Source organism: Vibrio chagasii (assembly GCF_024347355.1).
Classification (GTDB): Bacteria; Pseudomonadota; Gammaproteobacteria; order Enterobacterales; family Vibrionaceae; genus Vibrio; species Vibrio chagasii.
Genome location: NZ_AP025465.1, coordinates 1064137 through 1082525, shown reverse-complemented (window position 1 = coordinate 1082525; position 18389 = coordinate 1064137). Strand labels below are relative to the sequence as shown.

The 18389-nt window shown below is 45.0% G+C and carries 13 protein-coding genes and 2 pseudogenes; 8 read left to right on the top strand and 7 right to left on the bottom strand.

All coding sequences use genetic code 11. The annotated features are described in order from the left end of the window. Nucleotides 1-5 precede the first annotated feature (5 nt). The 3 genes from cyoA to OCV52_RS04990 all read right to left on the bottom strand — a co-directional run bounded on the left by cyoA (nucleotide 6) and on the right by OCV52_RS04990 (nucleotide 5824). The gene (gene cyoA, locus OCV52_RS05000; RefSeq protein WP_008221709.1) at nucleotides 6-902 is read right to left on the bottom strand and encodes a ubiquinol oxidase subunit II; all 897 of its coding nucleotides are present in this window, start codon (nucleotides 900-902) and stop codon (nucleotides 6-8) included. A 693-nt stretch (nucleotides 903-1595) separates the two neighbouring features. Then, complete coding sequence (locus OCV52_RS04995) at nucleotides 1596-4694, bottom strand: efflux RND transporter permease subunit (RefSeq protein ID WP_137406973.1); 3099 nt, start codon at nucleotides 4692-4694, stop codon at nucleotides 1596-1598. An 8-nt stretch (nucleotides 4695-4702) separates the two neighbouring features. Next, entirely contained in the window at nucleotides 4703-5824 is a 1122-nt protein-coding gene (locus OCV52_RS04990; RefSeq protein WP_137406974.1) for an efflux RND transporter periplasmic adaptor subunit, read from the bottom strand. 179 nt (nucleotides 5825-6003) lie between these two features. Here OCV52_RS04990 and OCV52_RS04985 point away from each other — a divergent pair, with 179 nt between their 5' ends. Continuing rightward, entirely contained in the window at nucleotides 6004-6618 is a 615-nt protein-coding gene (locus OCV52_RS04985; RefSeq protein WP_137406975.1) for a TetR/AcrR family transcriptional regulator, read from the top strand. A gap of 98 nt (nucleotides 6619-6716) precedes the next feature. Here OCV52_RS04985 and OCV52_RS04980 read toward each other — a convergent pair whose 3' ends face one another. Continuing rightward, on the bottom strand, nucleotides 6717-7235 hold the full coding sequence (locus tag OCV52_RS04980; RefSeq protein WP_137406976.1) for a lipocalin family protein: 519 nt from the start codon (nucleotides 7233-7235) through the stop codon (nucleotides 6717-6719). A 147-nt stretch (nucleotides 7236-7382) separates the two neighbouring features. After that, nucleotides 7383-8345: a helix-turn-helix domain-containing protein gene (locus OCV52_RS04975; RefSeq protein ID WP_137406977.1), complete on the bottom strand. Its 963-nt coding sequence runs from the start codon at nucleotides 8343-8345 to the stop codon at nucleotides 7383-7385. A 52-nt stretch (nucleotides 8346-8397) separates the two neighbouring features. On the opposite strand from OCV52_RS04975, the gene OCV52_RS04970 reads away from it, so the two are divergent. The 3 genes and pseudogenes from OCV52_RS04970 (at nucleotide 8398) to OCV52_RS04960 (ending at nucleotide 11256) form a co-directional block, all read left to right on the top strand. Beyond that, nucleotides 8398-8568 (top strand): hypothetical protein, encoded by a 171-nt coding sequence (locus OCV52_RS04970; RefSeq protein WP_170222425.1) that lies wholly within the window; start codon nucleotides 8398-8400, stop codon nucleotides 8566-8568. Between the two features lie 131 nt (nucleotides 8569-8699). After that, nucleotides 8700-10405: pseudogene (locus OCV52_RS04965) on the top strand (amidohydrolase); the annotation flags it as partial. A 155-nt stretch (nucleotides 10406-10560) separates the two neighbouring features. Next, nucleotides 10561-11256, top strand: coding sequence for a BamA/TamA family outer membrane protein (locus OCV52_RS04960; protein ID WP_137406978.1), 696 nt, complete (start codon nucleotides 10561-10563; stop codon nucleotides 11254-11256). A 235-nt stretch (nucleotides 11257-11491) separates the two neighbouring features. Here the strand turns inward: OCV52_RS04960 and OCV52_RS04955 are convergent, their stop codons facing one another. Both OCV52_RS04955 and OCV52_RS04950 read right to left on the bottom strand, forming a co-directional pair. Then, entirely contained in the window at nucleotides 11492-11932 is a 441-nt protein-coding gene (locus tag OCV52_RS04955; RefSeq protein WP_240700659.1) for a hypothetical protein, read from the bottom strand. 69 nt (nucleotides 11933-12001) lie between these two features. After that, a pseudogene (locus OCV52_RS04950) lies at nucleotides 12002-13235 on the bottom strand (MFS transporter). A gap of 153 nt (nucleotides 13236-13388) precedes the next feature. Between OCV52_RS04950 and OCV52_RS04945 the strand changes: the two are divergent. From OCV52_RS04945 to OCV52_RS04930, 4 genes are all read left to right on the top strand, one after another. Beyond that, nucleotides 13389-14156: an ABC transporter ATP-binding protein gene (locus OCV52_RS04945; protein WP_137406979.1), complete on the top strand. Its 768-nt coding sequence runs from the start codon at nucleotides 13389-13391 to the stop codon at nucleotides 14154-14156. A gap of 17 nt (nucleotides 14157-14173) precedes the next feature. Next, nucleotides 14174-15085: an ABC transporter substrate-binding protein gene (locus OCV52_RS04940; protein ID WP_137406980.1), complete on the top strand. Its 912-nt coding sequence runs from the start codon at nucleotides 14174-14176 to the stop codon at nucleotides 15083-15085. Continuing rightward, a complete protein-coding gene (fhuB, locus tag OCV52_RS04935; RefSeq protein ID WP_137406981.1) occupies nucleotides 15082-17082 on the top strand; it encodes a Fe(3+)-hydroxamate ABC transporter permease FhuB in 2001 nt (666 codons plus the stop codon). The genes OCV52_RS04940 and fhuB overlap by 4 nt, the downstream gene beginning before the upstream one ends. A 236-nt stretch (nucleotides 17083-17318) precedes the next feature. Then, nucleotides 17319-18275: a GntR family transcriptional regulator gene (locus OCV52_RS04930; protein WP_137406982.1), complete on the top strand. Its 957-nt coding sequence runs from the start codon at nucleotides 17319-17321 to the stop codon at nucleotides 18273-18275. The last annotated feature ends 114 nt before the right edge of the window (nucleotides 18276-18389 follow it).

Sequence of the window (18389 nt, the reverse complement as noted above, 5' to 3'; positions counted from 1 at the left end):
TACGATTATCCTTGGTTTTCCGGCAAACAGTTCATTGAACCAGGGTGCTGGGTCACAACATCAGTGAACAAAAATGGTGGGACACTAGAAAACAGCGTCACAGGTTCAGCGACACTTGGCGCAGCCAGTGAACGGAACTGCTCCCAATCTTCAATGCGATCAGGGCTTGCCTTCACCGTCTCCACCCAGTTTAAAAATGCCACTTGATCAGGCAGTGCTGATGCTGTGAATTTCATCTGAGAGAAACCTTCGCCACTGTAGTTCGACGCAAAACCTTTGAAGTCACCTTCGTGGTTTGCAATCAAGTTCAACTTGGTCACCATTCCCGGCATCGCGTAGATCTGCGAACCAAGACGCGGGATAAAGAACGCGTTCATGATGTTGTCTGAAGTCAGCCTAAACGTAACAGGAACATCTTTCGGGAATGCCACGTAGTTAACCGTTGCAATGTGTTGTTCCGGGTAGATAAACAGCCATTTCCAGTCCAGCGATACCACTTCAATCACCATTGGCTGTACATCACTTTCTAGAGGCTTAGATGGCTCCAGTTCGTGTGTTGAACGCCAAGTGATGGTCGCAAGAATCGCAATAATGATGATTGGAATCGTCCATACAACGATTTCAATCTTGGTCGAGTGCGCCCAGTCAGGTGCATACTCTTCCGTAGTATTGGTTTCGCGGTATCTATAAGCAAAGTAGACCGTCATTAGGATCACAGGGATAACGACAATCAGCATCAGGAGTAAAGCAGTAATAATCAGCTCTTTTTCCTGAACGCCAACACTACCTTTAGGGTCGAGCAATGCGGAGTTGCATCCTTCGAGCATCAGGGCAGTTGCCACCAAACCAATCCTCGACAGGTTTGCTCTCGATAAAATGCGTTTATATCTTGAAGCTTCCATTAACTTTCTCGATGGTTATCCAGTCTCAAATCGAACGTCCGAGTACTGGTTATCATGGTCATTAGAATATTTATGTGTTGAGCATGTGAAACGCTGCATCTCAAAGGGAAGCCGAATTGAGTCTAATTTTGCTTGGTGAAAACATTACCGCACGGTTAAAACCACACAAAAATTATGACTTAATTGTTACACTTTGAAATACATTGTTACATTCGGAGCATTATGGGGAGTTGGAATTGAAAGCTCACCCAGCAAACTTGAAAACTAACCTTCCAATTATGAAAGTAGAATGGCTGAAATGAGTCGAGAGAAAGGTGCACGAGATAAGCGTGCTACATCAGCAAAGCTAATTGTGAAAAGGAATCGCAAAGAAACAATGGACGAAGAGACAGGTAGTCAACGACCACCACAGCGATGAACTACATTAGAAATCGCGAATTAAACAAAGCGTGATCAAGTTCAAACTTATGAATTCACATACAAGTTTAATGGTATTCATAAATAAAATTGTTAGCACGAAGCATTCATTATCAATATGAATAATAAGCTTCATTTCATCACGATGATGGGTATCGAAATAGAAGGTTAATCAAGCCAAAGCCGAGTAAAAGGAGTCGTTTTGCCGTCAAAATACAGAGACAAGCACGCCCTTACTCTCCCACTTCGAGGAAAATAAGGGCGCTGATTTGTCAATTATGCAGCTTGTGGTGCCACGGTTTTGCGCTGTTTTTTAGTCATCAGGTGATAAACCACGGGCACGAAATAGAATGAGATAAGTGTGGTTAATACCGTACCGCCAACAATCGCGACCGCGAACGGAGGCCAAAAGCCACCACCAGCAATAATCAACGGCATAAAACCGCCAACGGTTGTAATCGTAGTTGAGCTGATATGACGAGTACACGACATCACCGCCTCTACGACCGCATCGACATTGCCTGATGAGGCTTGTTCATCCAGTTTCAACTCCGTCAAAATAACGATGGCTGCATTAATCGCTAGCCCGGCGATTCCAAGCATCGCTATGATCACCGTAAAACCAAATGGATAGCCGAAGATCCACACCGATAGCAACCCTAGCCCACCAGCCAGTGCCGCTACCATAAAGATGATGCTACTTAGCCTAAACGAGTTAAACGACATCACAACAACTAACACCATCAACACAACCACAACGGCGACATTCGAGATAAGACTATTTACCGAATGATCGCGCTCTGCCGACTCTCCGCCAAACTCGATGCTGTAGCCCGATGGAATTTCGTAACTTTCCAATCGGTGTTGGAACTCATTGAGCACGGTTTGCGGCAAGACGCCCGCTTCAATATAGCCCTCTATGGTGTTAACACGCTGCCCGTTACGACGAGTAATCGCACCACGACTGGTGGTCAGTTCAAGCTCAGCCAAAGTCGAAACATTAATGCCCGTCGAGTAGACCTCAGAACTGATTGGCAAACGGATATTGCTTAAATGCACTAGGTTTTCACGCGCTTCATCCGCAACACGAACACGAATCGGTACTGACTCACTGCCTTCAATCACAGAGCCACTTTCGCGACCAGTCAAGGTGTTTTGCAACATGCCAGCAAACTGATTCAGTGAAATGCCGTTGAGTTTTGCCGTGTCTTCATCAACCTTCAACCACACCTTAGGTGTACCCGGCTGCAAGGTTTCTCGCGTGTGAGTTACATGAGGAACACCCGCTAAGATCAATCGAACATCTTCACCAATCGCTTTCAAAGTATCGAGGTTTTCACCATAAACACGCAGCTCAACTGGCGCAGTAAAGGGAGGACCTTGGTTAAGCTTACGTACCAAGATTTGTGCTTCCGGTACCTCTTCATCCAACACCTTTTGCAACTCAGGAATCAACGCATTCGCCTGAGTAAAGTTTTCAGTTTTGACCATAGCTTGCGAGAAGTACGGAGCGTTGTTTTGCCTTGCCTGCAAGTTGTAATAGAAAGATGGGAAGTTAGCGCCCACTAGCCAATCAATACGCTCCACTTCTGGATAGCGATGAATAATGTCGTCTATTTTTTCCGAGGTATTTTTCGTCGCATAAATACTGGCTTGCGGCGGCATGTAAACCTGAATCTCAAACATGTCTCTGTCTGATGGCGGAAAGAATTGCTCAGTCAGTTGAGACATGCTCCAGTAGCCAGTAAACGGCACCAACAATACCAACACAATAGTGATGATTGGATGTGTGACACCAAAACGGACAGAAGATGAGAACCAACGTGTTAGAGCAGGAACTCTTAAGCCCGTCATGTACCAGTGATGTTGCCCCTTCTTGTCCACATCACTCAATTGTTTCGGCAGTAACCTTGTCGCTAAGCCAGCAATTAAGGTGTGCGAGATAATGTAAGAACCGATTAATGAGAAAGAAACGGTAATCGCAATACCACCAACAAATTCACCGGATGCACCCGGCATCAAAATAATCGGTGCAAACGCCAGAACCGTAGTCAAGGTTGAGCCAAGTAAGGGAACCCACAAGTGCTTCAGCGCATTCATGGTTGCTTCTGCCCTGTGTTGCCCTTTCAATCGATACGCCTGAATCGTATCAACCATCACCACTGCGTTATCGACCATGATCCCGAGCGCAACAATCAAGCCCGTGACTGACATCTGGTTGATTGGCACACCAGTCATTTTCATGATCGATAGCGTAAGCAGTGAAGTGAGTGGCAGCGAAATAGCCACTAATATTGCCGCACGGACACCCAAGGTCACGAACAATACAATCAAGATCAAACCGAAACCGATCATCAAGCTTTTACCTAAATCATCTAGGCGACTTTCGGTATAGCCCTGCTGATTGAACAGCACGGTGACATCGATATTACTTGGCAGCTCTTGTTGAAACTTGTCGATCAACGCATTAGCACGTGAAGTCCAGCTATCAACCCGAAGATCAGGGTGCATTCGCGCCGCGACGATCACACCCGGTTCACCATCAATAATGGCAATCTGATCTTGTGGGGTTTTCTCACCACGCTTTACCGAAGCAATGTCTTCCATGCGGATGATGTGACCATTGCTATCCGTCGCGATAGGGACTTGCTTAATACGTTCAATCGAATCGAGTTCCGATTCAATCTCTAAACCAAATCGAGAATACGCGCTAACCAGTTCACCTGCTGAGTTCTTAGCATCTGCCCCTTCTAGCGACTCTGCGATGTTTGAACTAGAGCGACCAAGCGCTGCAGCATCAGCAGTTCGCAGACTTATCTGGATTTCTTCTTGAGGCATCCCGTATTCATCAACGAACTCAGTGCCCGAAAGGGTTCTTAATCGCTTGGCTAACTCTTTGGCATAACGCCCTAGTGTTAAGCGGTCAGGCTCATCAGCACCAGACCAAGTCAAAGAAGCAATGGTAGTGAAAGCATAGGTATGCTCACTGTCGAGATCGGGAGAATGGGCACCCGCAGGTAAAATGGATTCGATATCAGACAGCTTGTCACGTGCTTGCGACCAAACGGGTTCGGGCTCGGTGATAGTGTCATCAAGCTCAAGCGTCACGATAGACACGCTCGGCCTTGAGGTTGATCTCACCAGTTTAACTTCACTCAGCTCACGAAGCTTATTCTCGATAACCTCTGTAACCAAAGTTTCCACTCGTTCGGCACTGGCGCCTGGAAAACTCGTCGTGATGTTCGCATAACGGTTGATGATCACCGGATCTTCTGCGCGCGGCAGCGTCATGAAGGCTGAAATGCCACTTACCATCAGCAGCGCGGTCATTAAGATCAGTAATCGGGTATTGGAAATAGTCTCTATGATTTTCATACTATTTCCTATTCAGCAGTAACGCTAGCTGGCTTCACAGTTTGACCTGGAACCAAGCGATGCAAACCACTCGCAATAACCTGCTCACCATCCTCAATCGCACCACTCACGTAAGCTTGTTGATTATTGGCAAACAGCACCTGAACACTTCTACGTTCAACCTTGTTACCATCGCCAATCACAAAGATATTCCACACACCGCGCAAGCCATCAATCAATCCAGTTAAAGGGACCCAGTAGCCTTGCTCCTCAACCTGTTCATCAAATTGAAGGTAGGCCAGTTGCCCTTCCAATACCGAAGATGGCTCGGGAAATAGGTAGCGTAATCCAACACTGCGAGACTGAGTGTCGACCATCGCGCCCGGATTCAATAGCTCTACTGCATAATCGTTACGTCCAACTCGGATACTAGGAGCAGAGAGTGAGGTGACCTTTTGCATTTGGTGGGCAGGAATACCAATAAAGGCTTCTTTGCCTTCCGATGCCAATAGAGTGAGCGTTGGATTACCGACATTGACCACATCGCCGAGCGAGACAAATCGAGTGGCGATGGTGCCTGAATAAGGAGCAAGAATCGTCGACTTCACTAGCTTGAGATCGTTACCTTTTACCGAAGCGTCAATGCGTAGCAAGTTCGCTTGTAATACACGTTGTTCACTGGTTAACGAATCGATTTCTGCTTCGGCACTGAAGCCTTTTGCTTTAAGTGAACGTTGACGCTTTAAGTTCGCAGCAACCAGGCTCAATTGCGCTTTCACTTCTTCAGCTTGCGCTTTCAATTGGCTCGATTCAGTCTTCAACAGCTGAGTATCTAACTTGATTAACGGCTGATCTTCTGTGACTGTGTCACCGACATCCACCAGAATCTCGTTAACTTTCCCCGCCAATTCAAAGCCGAGATTCGCCTGTTGGCCTGCTTTTACCACACCGACATATTCACGTTGTACTTCGTATGATGGAGAACGCTCTAGAGCGACAGTTTCTACCGTTAACACTGTAGAGCCAGCACTGTTCGATTCAGCAGTGCTCGCTGCATCGGAGGTTGTCTCTGCTTGTGTGCTTTCACCACACCCAACAAGAAGAGTCGACAACGCCACGGCTACTGCGCTTCCCTTCATCAATTTATACATACTCACTGTTCCTATGCGGTACTCAATTATGTTCTTTTTTTAGACTAACCAAACCAAACTAGACTGTCTAGTTTGATTATGTTAAAAATAAGTTTCATCGTTAGTGATTGATAAAACCATCACAAAAAGCATAATGCTAGCGCACAACGAGTTAGCACTAGGTAGCGAGAAATAAGCACGTGACGAAAATCATCAAGAGTGAACAGAAGAGATCGCAGATCTTAACCGCAGCAAGTAAGCTTTTCTCTGAACATGGCTTCAAGATCAACATGGATCAAATAGCCAAAGCAGCGAATGTTTCCAAGCAAACGGTCTACTCTCACTTTAAAAATAAAGACGTACTTTTTGAAACCTGCATGCAAACCAAATGTGCCGAGCGTGAACTGAGCCATTCAGCCTTTGATATGGACGCCACTTTGGAAGAAGAATTGGTGAAGTTTGGTGTGAAGTTTCAGGACTTACTGCTGGATGAACAGTCACGACAAACCTTTCAGAACGCGGTCAGTCAATCCAATACTCACCCAGAGATCGCTTCTATCTATTTAGAAAGCGGTCCTCAAAAAACGACAAAATTACTCGCCGATTACCTGCAATCGAAAATAGATTCTGGTGATCTTACTCTGTCGACGTCTAGCTCACCGATCATTGCAGCTCGTCAACTGCTGCTGATGTTTCATGGTAAGTCAGCCTATTGGTCGTTCTTCGGTCATGATAGCGGTGAATCCGATGAAGAAAGACTCAGCTACACGCGCGAATGCGTTGCACTTTTCTTGAATGGAAACCAGCCTCGCTAGTTGTCGCTCTATCTTTGAAAAAATGAAAAAGGCACAGAGAAATTCATCCTCTGTGCCTTAGCGTTTATAAGTCACTCTCACCAATAATAGCTATCGGTTTATTGGGTATGTTCCACTATGATCAGCTCATCGGTATTAAAACCACGCTCTTTCGACATCGCTTTAAACTTCTCCATCACTTCTGGTGCGACTTCAGGCGTTCTCGCTAGTAGCCATAAGTAATCAGTGTCTGGCCCAGAGACGAACGCGTATTGGTATCCTTCCTCTTCCAATTCAAACACCACATAGGCACCATAAAACGGACCGAAGAACGACACCTTTAAGTAACCTTGGTCGCTACCTTCAACAAAGTACGCTTTGCCTTCAGCCTCATTCCATTCGCCCTCTTCAGCCGAATAGCCGCGGTTAATCACTTTCACGCCGCCATCGTCGCGTAGGCTGTATTCAGCGCTCACATTACTTAAGCCGCGTTCAAACGAGTGGTCTAAACGAGCCACTTCGTACCATTTTCCTAAGTATCTATCCAATTCAAACTGCTGAACTGGCTTGACGGTTTCTGGCATGCCAACACATCCACCCAATAAAATCACACTCAGCAGCAATAGTATTTTCTTCATCCTAACCTCGACTTGTTTTAATCGTAATACGAGTAAGTCATTTGAGTCTTAACTTACGCCCTTGTTAATACGTGAACCCCATTAGCATGGTTCATATAACATTAAATTATTCAGACGTTTATGGACATCGTTTCGTTGATGAATAAATCAAAGCCGCTTCATTGACTCTCGATATTGAGTCGGAGTCACCTGCTTATAAGATTTGAACTGGCGATTGAAGTTAGCTTGGTTGTCATAACCGACTTTTTCCATGATCAGATTCACAGGCAGAGCTGTATTTAGCAGTAAATCACACGCCACATTTAATCTAATTTTCTTCAACCGCTGACTGAAGCTCTCGTTGTAGTGCTTTTGAAAAAGACGCCTGACGCTGCTTTCACTAACATACAAATGACTAGCTAAGTCATTTACTGAAATATCATGAATAAAATGATTCATCAGAAAGGCTTCGACCTTATCTAGTTTGTCGCTGACTTCGTCTTCTTCAACCGAGTTAAAAGTTGGGTTAATTAACTGCACGACTTCTTGGTCATCAATCAGCAGAGCAAACAGAGAGAATAGAGTCAGTAGCTGTTGATGAGGAGGCTGATCCATCACCTTAGCTAGCAGTTGTGTTGCCCTCTCTGCGGTATTAGGAGAAAACTGCAACCCTTTCTTTGAGTCTTCTAGTAGTGTACGTAACGGTTCAAGTTCACGACAGCATGCGATCAACGGCTCAATCCAATCTTTACGAAACCAAATTACATGGGTTTCGCAAATACGTGAGTCATCACTGCTCTCTTCCGAATAAATGGCATGAGGCAAATCTGGGCCAACCAAAATCATATGGTTATGGAACACATCGCTTTGGTGGTGGCCGACAAAGCTATGCCCCGAGAAGTGACGATGAATCGCTATCTCATATTCTTCATGTCGATGCCAACCGTAACTCTTGCTGCCTTCAACGATTTTCTTGTAACGCCATGACGCACCAATCCTTTGCGGCACCTTTTCTAAGTAACCTTTCATTACGACACTCTGTGACCCTCCAATACTGAAAGTATACCCATCAAACCATTTAAGTGAGCACTTTGACTGAAAAGTATTGGACATTGCGCTAACGGTACTCATCCAACTTTCTCCGCTAAATATACTGCAGGTGAACTTAATCAGGAGAGCAACTATGAACACTTTATTATTAAAAATACGCGATATGATTCATGCCACACGTCAGCAGTGGATCGGAGAAATCACCTACAGCCACAATATTGAAGGTGATCATACGTGGAAACTTTATGGCTATCACTCATACGCCGAGTACAAGAATGATTTGCTTAAAAGTTTGAAACAATAACCGTGATGAAAGGCATACCAAAGCCACAATACGCGGGGTGATCGCGGCTTTTGTTCATCATTCATGTAAAGTTTCACACTGACCACTCGCTTTCTATACTTATTAAACAGTGGAACATAGAAGACACAATAATGAACAACAAGCTTACTCTGCCACGCACTGCATTAGCCGCTTTAGTCACAACGTTAAGTGCTGTATCACCGGCCCTCGCACAAACCAAATCAACGGTGCAAAGCCAAGCGGCTGACCAGATCTTCATTAATGCCGATATATACGGGCATCGAGAGTCAGACTCTATCGTTACCCATAACGGCAAGATCATTTTTATTGGCGATCTCGAGCAAGCCAAAACGTTTCAAGGGCAGAATACCGACGTTATCGACTTAGGGAATGCTTTTGTTTTGCCAGGTTTCATAGACAACCACAACCATGTTTTCGAAGCGGCCTCAGAGCTGGGTGGCACCTGTGAACTCGATTCTGAAGCAACACTCGAAGAGCAAATCCCCTACTTAGAAGCCTGTAAGATCAATGCTGATTCAAATGGCAGAGGTTGGCTGATGGGGTATGGTTTTTCATTAGAATCCACAATCAACAGTGACTCCGAATACACGCCACTTGAGATCATCGACAGTATCTTCCCCGATCGACCAGTCGTGATCATGGAGCAGACTTCACATTCAATGTGGGTTAACTCCAAAGCACTAAAAATCGCCCGAATTAGTCCCCAATCACCAGACCCACAAGGCGGAGCATATTTAAAAGATCCTGCAAGCGGTAAGCTCAATGGCATCTTACTGGACAACGCAGGTGACCAAGTCATGGAAATGGCGTGGAACAGTCAAAGCGAGCTCTTCGAACAAAGCTACCAAGGCTTAATGTACGGTCTTGAAGAAGCGGCTGCTCACGGCATCACCACCATAGGTGACGGTAGAATGTATTGGAAACGCGGTTGGTATGACGTTTGGCTAGAAGCCGAGCAAAACCAAGATCTCACAGCGCGCGTCTCATTGCGTCCTTGGGTTTACCCTTCCATGACATTGCCTTCTCAATTGGAAGTGTTTGAGAAGATGTATTCCGATGACAAAAGTCGTCTATTGTTGGTCGATCAGGTGAAAATGTACAGCGATGGTATTTTTATCAATGGCACGGCAAAAACGCTCGCTCCTTACTTAGATACTTACTTACCAAGCTCTCCTAATGGCTTGAACTACATTCCACCAGCACAGATGAGACAGTGGTTAACGGCCCTAGAAAAAATCGGCTTTAGTGCCCACATACATGCCATTGGTGACGGCGCAGTTCGAGAATCTTTAGATGCCATCGAGAGCGTACGTGAGCAAGGTTCGCAAAAACCATACACGCTCACCCATGTGAATTGATCAATGATGAGGACGTTCCACGATTTAAACAACTCGGCGTAACCGCGGATTTCCAAGTTGGAGCAGACTACGTCGCGCAACATGATCACGAATGGGCTAATGCCTTCTTAGGTGCAAGACGCGCAAAAGCCATGATGAACCTCGACGCAATCCTCAAAACCGACGCCAATATCACGTTAAGCAGTGACTGGAACGTGCACGATATCAACCCACTTGTGGGTATTGCTAACAGCTTAATCATGGGTAAAACCGGTCTAACCGATATCTATACCGCCATCGACGCTTACACCCTCAACGCGGCTAAAAGTCTAGGGATTGATGATATTACGGGGACAATTGAAGTTGGGAAGTCTGCAGACTTCGCCATTCTAGATAAAGATATCACCACCTTGTCAGCAAGAGGCATCGCCAAGACTCAAGTGTTGATGACGGTATTGCGTGGCGATGTGATGTATCAAAATGGTGAATGGTTTTCACAATCAACAATAAGCAACATTATTCACTTCGAAGAAACAGTTGTTACATGTCATTTTCAGAATGTTAGTTTTCGCAACAGACAGATTAAATAAAGTAATTACAATGCCGCAACTTTTTACAAATAATGAAGCTACACATGAAGAAACATTTAATTTTACTTGCTGTGTTAACGTCTTTACCTGCTGCTGCGAATGACTTCTCTTCTATCTCATTTGGTGCTCAATATGGCATTGATGATGGCCTATCTGACTCAGTAATTGGGCATGCAGAAAGTAGCCTTGGTGGGTACGGTCGTTTATCTTGGAATTTCTATGACCATCTCTTTGCTGACTACAACATCAGTTATAGCTCATTTGATGGCCCTAGCTTTCAAAGCCAACATTTTTCAACAACAACCTATGCTTCAACAACTAAGCAAGATTTCGGCATTGGCTACTACTTCGAATTAGGCTCTTACTCACCTTATGTAAAAGTAAACAAGACATCATTTAAACAAAGCTACAAAGGTACAACCGGAAGCTTTACTCCTGGCACAAATGGTATAACACCACCTGACATATCTGATGCGAGCTACACCGCGGATGGTTATGGTTTAGAGCTAGGCTCATTCATTCATATGAGTGCGAATTGGACGCTGAAAGTTTTAGGTAGCATTAGTAAGCTTGAAGAGAGCGGTCAGGACATTGACTTATACGAAACGTATGCCATTTCAGATACGAAATTCGGCAGCAATTGGGCTTTTGAAGCAGCGCTTGGCTATCGAAAACTTAAAGCTCAAGGTGCCGACTTAGGCGAATTCATGCCACAAGTTGGTCTAAAATACGATTTTTAAATCTCTATTTGATAGTGGGTTTATAAATTGAATGCTTGATAGCCCAGAATTGTCACCATTCTAATGAAAACACGACTCTAAATTTTCTGTGACATATCTATAAGCACATAAAATTCTATAGACCTAAAGGGTTGGTATTTATTACCAACCCTTTTTTATTTAATACTAATTTAGAGTAATCAAATAAATATGGAGTCAGATTGTTAATATAAAATCTACTCAAACCTTTACACGATTAAATAGCGCTAAATTTAACAAGTCGCTCACTATAACCAAAGTTGGCCGGTGTGTGATTAACTTCCACTGTAATACTACCAGACAGTTCGCCATCAGCTTTATACACCGGGCAAGATGCAATATCGGATAAGTACGATTCTTCTGTTGGCGCGCTGAAGTAATAAATCTTTTGTAGATTACATTCACCAACCTTCATTCCCAACGCTTCAACTTCAGAACGCTGACGGTAGTAATGTGGTCCGATATCAAGAAGATACTCAGGACTATGTGTATAGATCTCGCTAGTGTAGCGCTCGGTAAACTCACTCTCTGCAATAAAGTGTTCATTTGCCATGCTGTAAAGCACATTCAGGTGCCAGTAGATCAACTCAGACTCATCACTGGTTGATGCGCCAGGCTTAGAGTAGACACACTGGATCTGACTATGAGGAACTTCCAAGCTCTGAGTCGCTTGGATATTCTTACGAGCTGAAAGTAGCGATGTGGTGTATGCGCAGAGAGATTAAAACTAGCCTCGTTCTATCCCTAAGGAACTGTTTTTATTAGATACTGACAACGATGTGACCAGAATGAGTATCGCAAAGGCTAGACACAAGTAAATTGGATATAGCGGATGGAGAGTTGCAGTAAACGCCAGCAACGACGCGACTCCATAGCCAAGTGTGTGAGACATCGAAATGAAGCCTGCGGCAGCACCCGGGGCTTCATTTTGTTTTTCAGTCGCAAATACCGTGTATGCAGGAACAAGCAGCGCAGCACCAATGGCCGTCAACATCATCGCACCACCAAACACCCAAATATCAGGTATCAGGTATCAGCAACACGATAAACCCAAGCACTAAACATAATGCGCCAAAGCGATACATAGTTGTGGGCGTCAATTTGCTTTTCTTAACCACCAAAACTTGAGTCGCAAAAGTAAACGCAGCATTAATGGTTAATAATACGCCAATCGCATCACTCACTTTTTCAGTTGACCAACTAGTAACAGCATAAATGATTGGCGAGAAGCTATATTGCGTTAATGCCACTGTCGCACAAAGCAACAACCCGCTCGACAAAAACACCCATAGCCCTTTTGGGGGCAGCCACGATGCGCTCTCTCGCTGTGCCTGCTTGGTAATGAGCATTGCCGGTTCAGGCAAGAAAATAGCTAAGACTAGCGCAACACACGGCAGTAGAATCATCAACATGAGCGGTGCGAAATAAGAAAATTTGAGTGCCACAATAGAGATGAGTGGGCCAATCAATCGACCAGCACTCAAACCGATACTCACCGATGTTATCGCCTGCAATCGGTTCTTCTCACCACACAACAATATTGCCCAGTGCTGACTTGCCGGCACCAAACCTGCGACCGTGCAGCCATATAGAATTCGTGCGATGACCAGCCCGATAAAACAGACAATGTACACGCGAGCACTATGGCTATCCGATTGAAAATAGGCGCTATTCATTGCAAACAGTGCCAATAACGCAAAGCTAACCGCCATTCCAGATAATGCCTGTAACACCACTTTCTTTGGGCCATGTTTATCACTGTACCTTCCCCAAAAAGGGGCGGAAGGCAAAAACAGCAAACTTCCAATCGCGATAAATACAGACCACGTAGGTAAGCTGAACGCAGAGTGTTCAACAAGAAACGGTAACGAGACAAGTAAACCGTTTTGTCCTATGCCCATCAACGCCGAAATCAGGCTAATAGCCACTAAATGAAATTTTTTATTTTGTATAACGGACATAATATCGAGGTTGATTAAGCTATTTTTGAAAGCAAGTGAGTGGGTAACAACATGAATAGCAGTAAACTAATTGATTTGGAGAATAATTATCATTTGTTTTTCATTATGTTACATTAACGGCTAGTAGCCCATAACTCAACTTCATATTTCACTATGTACAAACTTACCAATGCCTCGTTCGAAATCGACGGTAAGAAGATCCTCTCCCCTACCCAATTAACCTTTGAGCCAAAAAAGGTCACCACATTACTTGGTCATAATGGATGCGGTAAATCGACTCTCATGAAACTACTGAGTCGACAAAATGCCCCAACCCAGGGAGAAGTATTCTTCAACGAACAACTACTGTCTTCATACAGTAACCTAGAGTTTGCACATCAAGTCGCTTACCTACCGCAGCATCCACCTATCACTGATGGTGTCACCGTTCGTGAGTTAGTTTGCTTTGGTCGCTACCCTTGGAAAGGCGCATTTGGAAGATACAGCAAAGAAGACTACCAAATTGTCGATGAAGCTATTGAGAAAGTAGGCTTGAACGATTTCTCAGATAGATTCGTTGCAACCCTATCGGGTGGTGAGCGACAAAGAGCTTGGGTCGCCATGCTACTTGCCCAAAAAAGCCAATGTATTTTATTAGACGAACCAACATCGGCACTAGATGTTGCCCATCAACATGAGCTACTGTCTTTAATTCGAGAGCTTAACCAATCACTGGGTTTGACCGTGATTATGGTACTTCATGACGTCAATATGGCGGCAAAATTCAGTGACCATCTTATTGCTCTTCACTCCGGTGAAGTGGTCGCTTCTGGCTCTCCGAAAAAGTTGATGACACCGGAAACGCTGATGAAAATCTATGGCATGGAGCTGGCGCTATTCGACCACCCTGAAACAGGGCAACCAATCAGTTATATCCCTTAAATGATGAGGAATCTGTTATGAAAAAGTTGATGACGCTACTGTCTGTCTTATTCGTATTTAATGCTTACGCGCTAGAGAGCCCTCATGCATTAGAAATCACACACGAAATGGGAACCGCTTCTTTCGAAACAACCCCTAAAAAAGTTGTGGCTTTAGATTGGGTTCTGTCAGAAACGGTGCTCAGCCTTGGCGTTGAGCTAGAGGGCATTGCCGATGCCAAAGGTTATCAGCAATGGGTTGTGAAGCCAGAACTGAACCAAGGTGTCACCGATGTTGGTTCTCGACGCGAGCCTAACTTAGAACTATTAACGAAGTTGAAGCCTGATGTCATCCTAATTAGCGAACACATGGCTGCGGCTTATCACCAACTCAATAAAATTGCACCGGTGCTGGTTTATAGCGTTTACAGCCAAAAGAAGCAGCCGATTGAATCTGCTACAGCGATTACGTTATCGCTTGGTAAATTATTCGGCCAAAAACAAAGAGCCCAGCAAATTATTGCAGACACAAAGCAGCGACTTCATGACAACGGTGAAAAAATACAAGCAGCAGGCAATTCAGATAAGCCATTGATCTTTGCTCGTTTCATCAACGATAAAACTTTACGAATTCACAGCCAAGGTTCACTAGCGCAAGCGACCATTGAAGCGATGGGGCTAAAAAACGATTGGCAGGAACCGACCAACCTTTGGGGCTTTAGCACCACAGGTGTCGTGAGACTCGCGGAACATCAACAAGCAAACGTGATGCTTTTTGGTCCTTTGACTGAAAACAAAAAAAATCAACTCACTCAATCTGCACTTTGGCAGGCCATGGAATTCACCAGAACAGATTCAGTGTATGAGCTTCCGAGCATCTGGACCTTTGGAGGCCTTATCGCTGCGCAAAGATTTAGTGACCACATAACAAAGCTACTGACCCAAAAATGATAGCAACCACCAAGATTGAAGGTTCAGCAGTGGCAAGAACTCACGTTAAAGCAGTCGCCCTATCGGTTACGGCTGTTCTCCTTATCAGCTCGCTACTTCAGATAACCGCACCTTACTCGAAAGGCATTGGGTTGATTTGGGATACGCTCTTTCATTTTGATTCAGCGAACTACCAACACCTGATCACCCATCTCACTTATTTACCGAGACTTGCAGTTGCACTCCTTTGTGGTTTTGCACTAGCAGTCGCCGGCTGTGTGATGCAGTTTGTATTGCGTAACCCTATTGCTTCACCGACGACACTTGGTGTCGCTGCGGGCGCAGAGCTAGGTATGGTATTGGGTTTACTTTTAACCCCGACAAGTGTCGCTGTTCCTCTTTTTATCCCTGCTTTCATTGGTGGCTGCCTTGCTACGGGTTTAGTCTTTGCACTCAGCTCTACACGTGGGTTTTCGCCACTACATATGGTTCTAGCGGGTATGGTCGTGAGCCTATTTTTAGGATCACTCAACACCATGCTACTGATGCTGCATGAGCAACAGCTCACCAGTGTATTCGTATGGGGCGCAGGTGTGCTTAACCAAAATGATTGGTCTAGCGTTCAAGTTTTATTACCCCTGATTGCCATTCCAACTCTACTACTGCTCGTCCTGCAAAGGCCATTATCTGCATTGCAGTTTGGTGATAATGTTGCCACTTCGCTAGGCGTGAACATTAAGCAAATCAAACTGTTGTGTCTATCTCTCGCAATCTTTATCACCGCTGCGGTAGTCAGTGAGGTGGGCTTAATTGGCTTTGTGGGTATTGTTGCCCCAGCGATTGCAAGGCTACTAGGCGTTAGATCATTAGCTAAACAAATATTAACCAGTGGCTTGATCGGTAGTTTAATCCTGTTGATTGTCGATTTAGTGATTCAGCCATTCTCAGGTTTTGGTGGTGAGCTACTGCCAACGGGCGCAATGACGGCATTACTTGGCGCTCCATTTTTATTGTGGCTATTGCAACGTACTAAACTTCAGTCGGATCTTAAGAGCCGTAACGAGCATATTGAACAGTACAAGCGAGCTAATACGGCCAAAACCTTGATTGCTATGTCTTTAGTATTGGCGGTTACATGTTTGATTGCGCTCACTGTCGGTAAAAATCAATTCGGCTGGAGTATTGAGATTCATGAATCCTTATTTGAATTGCGCACGCCACGAGTACTGGTTGCACTATTAGCCGGTATTGGCCTCGCTTTCGCGGGCACCATTATTCAACGTATTTCAAATAACCCGATGGCGAGTCCGGAAGTGTTGGGCATAAGTTCAGGTGCTTCCCTAGCGCTGGTTCTCGGCACACTCTGGGGCAACTCGATTGGACGCGAAGAACAAATGCTGCTTGGTACACTTGGAGCAACATCTGTTACGGCTGTAGTTTGGTTGATGGGCAGAAAGCACAACTTCGCGCCAACGCAAACTCTGTTAACCGGTATCGCGCTAAGTGCTGGGCTTGATGCTTTGCTGCGTATTACGATGAGTTCAGGTAACGAAAATGCCACGGCGCTGCTGACTTGGTTATCGGGTTCAACGTATCTGGTTGCCACACAAGATGTTGTTTTACTTGCTGTTGGTGTGACAATGGTTGGTGCTATTTCCCTTTCACTACATCGCTGGATTGAGCTTATAAACCTGGGTGAAGTGACCACCAGCAGTTTGGGGATGAACACAACTACAGTTCGCTTAGCCTTGCTGTTATTGGTCGCAGCACTGACTACGCTGTGCACTATCGTTATTGGTCCTCTGAGCTTCATCGGACTATTAGCACCTCACATGGCCCGCTCGCTTCACCAATATAGAGCAATTCCGCAAATGCTGACAGCGGCATTGTTGGGCGCGAACATCATGGTCGCAGCGGACTGGATTGGTCGTACGTTGTGGTTCCCTTGGCAGTTCCCTGCAGGGCTACTTGCTTCTCTACTTGGAGGCGGCTACTTCCTTTACCTAATGAGAAAGTAACCTTTCAACAAGCCCCTTCACTTCGCTGAACTCCGAAGTGGAGGCTTATTTCAATTCTATCTTTATCTTTGTCTGTTCAATCCTTGTTTATCCCCTCAACCCTCTTTTATCCTCTCAGTCGGCATCGCTAATCCGGAATACTGGTAATTGTTTTTTGGTTGCAGAAACACAATAAATGGTATTCGAGCACTTTTATGTTTACCATGGTTCCAATAATCAACTGATTTGTCAGCCCTATGGACATAACGACAATTACAAAGCTCCAACAAGACTTGCTATTTAAAGTCATTGCTAGCTTAAAAACCGAAGACGCTAAAGCCGGTAGCAGCCTCAATGAATCTTCTTTGGCACAACAATTCGAAGTCTCAAGAAGCCCAATACGCGCCGTTTTAAAACATTTGTCGAGTCAGGGCATGACTAAGGTTGTTCCCTATAAAGGTTCGGTGCTTCAAATGGACGCGGCTGATATCAAGCTAGACGTACCGACAGGCGACGAACAGCCCCGCCAAGAACAACTGTACCTGAATATTTTAATGGACCTGTTCTTTGGGGAATTAAACAGTTCCTTCTCGGAAAAAGACTTACAAGAACGATATGAGGCTAATCGTGGCGAAATTCAAAATGTCACTCGTCTACTAGAAAGCGATGGTATTTTCCGCCGCAGCCCCGGCTATAAATGGCAACTTGATGGTGTTCTAAACACACTTGAAAGGCATACCGAGAGCTATCGATGCCGCTTGATCTTTGAACCGGCAGGACTACTTGAGCCGACATGGAACTTAAAGCGTAACGAACTAGAAGCATGCCGAGATCGCCATATCTACGCCATCAACAATCCAAAATCGACTTCCGCTAGTCAACTCTTCGCACTAAGTGTCGACTTTCATGAACTGCTCGCAGCCAGCTCCGGAAACCGCTTTTTGTTGGGGATGATGCAACAACAAAATCGTCTGCGTAAGGCTACTGATTTGGTCTCTATGCATATCCAATCTTCCGTGGTCAAGTCATGCCAGCGCCGCTTGGACATCATGGAACTGGTTCTGGCAGGCGACAATCAAAGTGCCTCAACACAGCTAGCCCAATTGCTCGAAAACGATATACGAGTAATGAATCGCACCTACAACAATGTCATGAACGTATCGCACGAACAACGAGAACAATTACTCAGCAGTATTTCAGGAAAAAACAACTAACCTAGGAGCAGCATAGTTTCATGCTGCTCGTCTCCTCCGCGTTAACTTTACGTCTTCTCTCGCCATCACGAAAAAATATAAATTGAATCAAGAAACTTAGGATAAAACGATAAA

Coding starts and splice junctions, on each gene's coding strand:
- fhuB (WP_137406981.1), top strand. CDS start 15,082: ATGATAGCAACCACCAAGATTGAAGGTTCAGCAGTGGCAAGAACTCAC.
- OCV52_RS04960 (WP_137406978.1), top strand. CDS start 10,561: ATGAAGAAACATTTAATTTTACTTGCTGTGTTAACGTCTTTACCTGCT.
- OCV52_RS04975 (WP_137406977.1), bottom strand. CDS start 8,345: ATGAGTACCGTTAGCGCAATGTCCAATACTTTTCAGTCAAAGTGCTCA.
- OCV52_RS04980 (WP_137406976.1), bottom strand. CDS start 7,235: ATGAAGAAAATACTATTGCTGCTGAGTGTGATTTTATTGGGTGGATGT.
- OCV52_RS04995 (WP_137406973.1), bottom strand. CDS start 4,694: ATGAAAATCATAGAGACTATTTCCAATACCCGATTACTGATCTTAATG.
- OCV52_RS04945 (WP_137406979.1), top strand. CDS start 13,389: ATGTACAAACTTACCAATGCCTCGTTCGAAATCGACGGTAAGAAGATC.
- OCV52_RS04970 (WP_170222425.1), top strand. CDS start 8,398: ATGAACACTTTATTATTAAAAATACGCGATATGATTCATGCCACACGT.
- cyoA (WP_008221709.1), bottom strand. CDS start 902: ATGGAAGCTTCAAGATATAAACGCATTTTATCGAGAGCAAACCTGTCG.
- OCV52_RS04990 (WP_137406974.1), bottom strand. CDS start 5,824: ATGTATAAATTGATGAAGGGAAGCGCAGTAGCCGTGGCGTTGTCGACT.
- OCV52_RS04940 (WP_137406980.1), top strand. CDS start 14,174: ATGAAAAAGTTGATGACGCTACTGTCTGTCTTATTCGTATTTAATGCT.
- OCV52_RS04930 (WP_137406982.1), top strand. CDS start 17,319: ATGGACATAACGACAATTACAAAGCTCCAACAAGACTTGCTATTTAAA.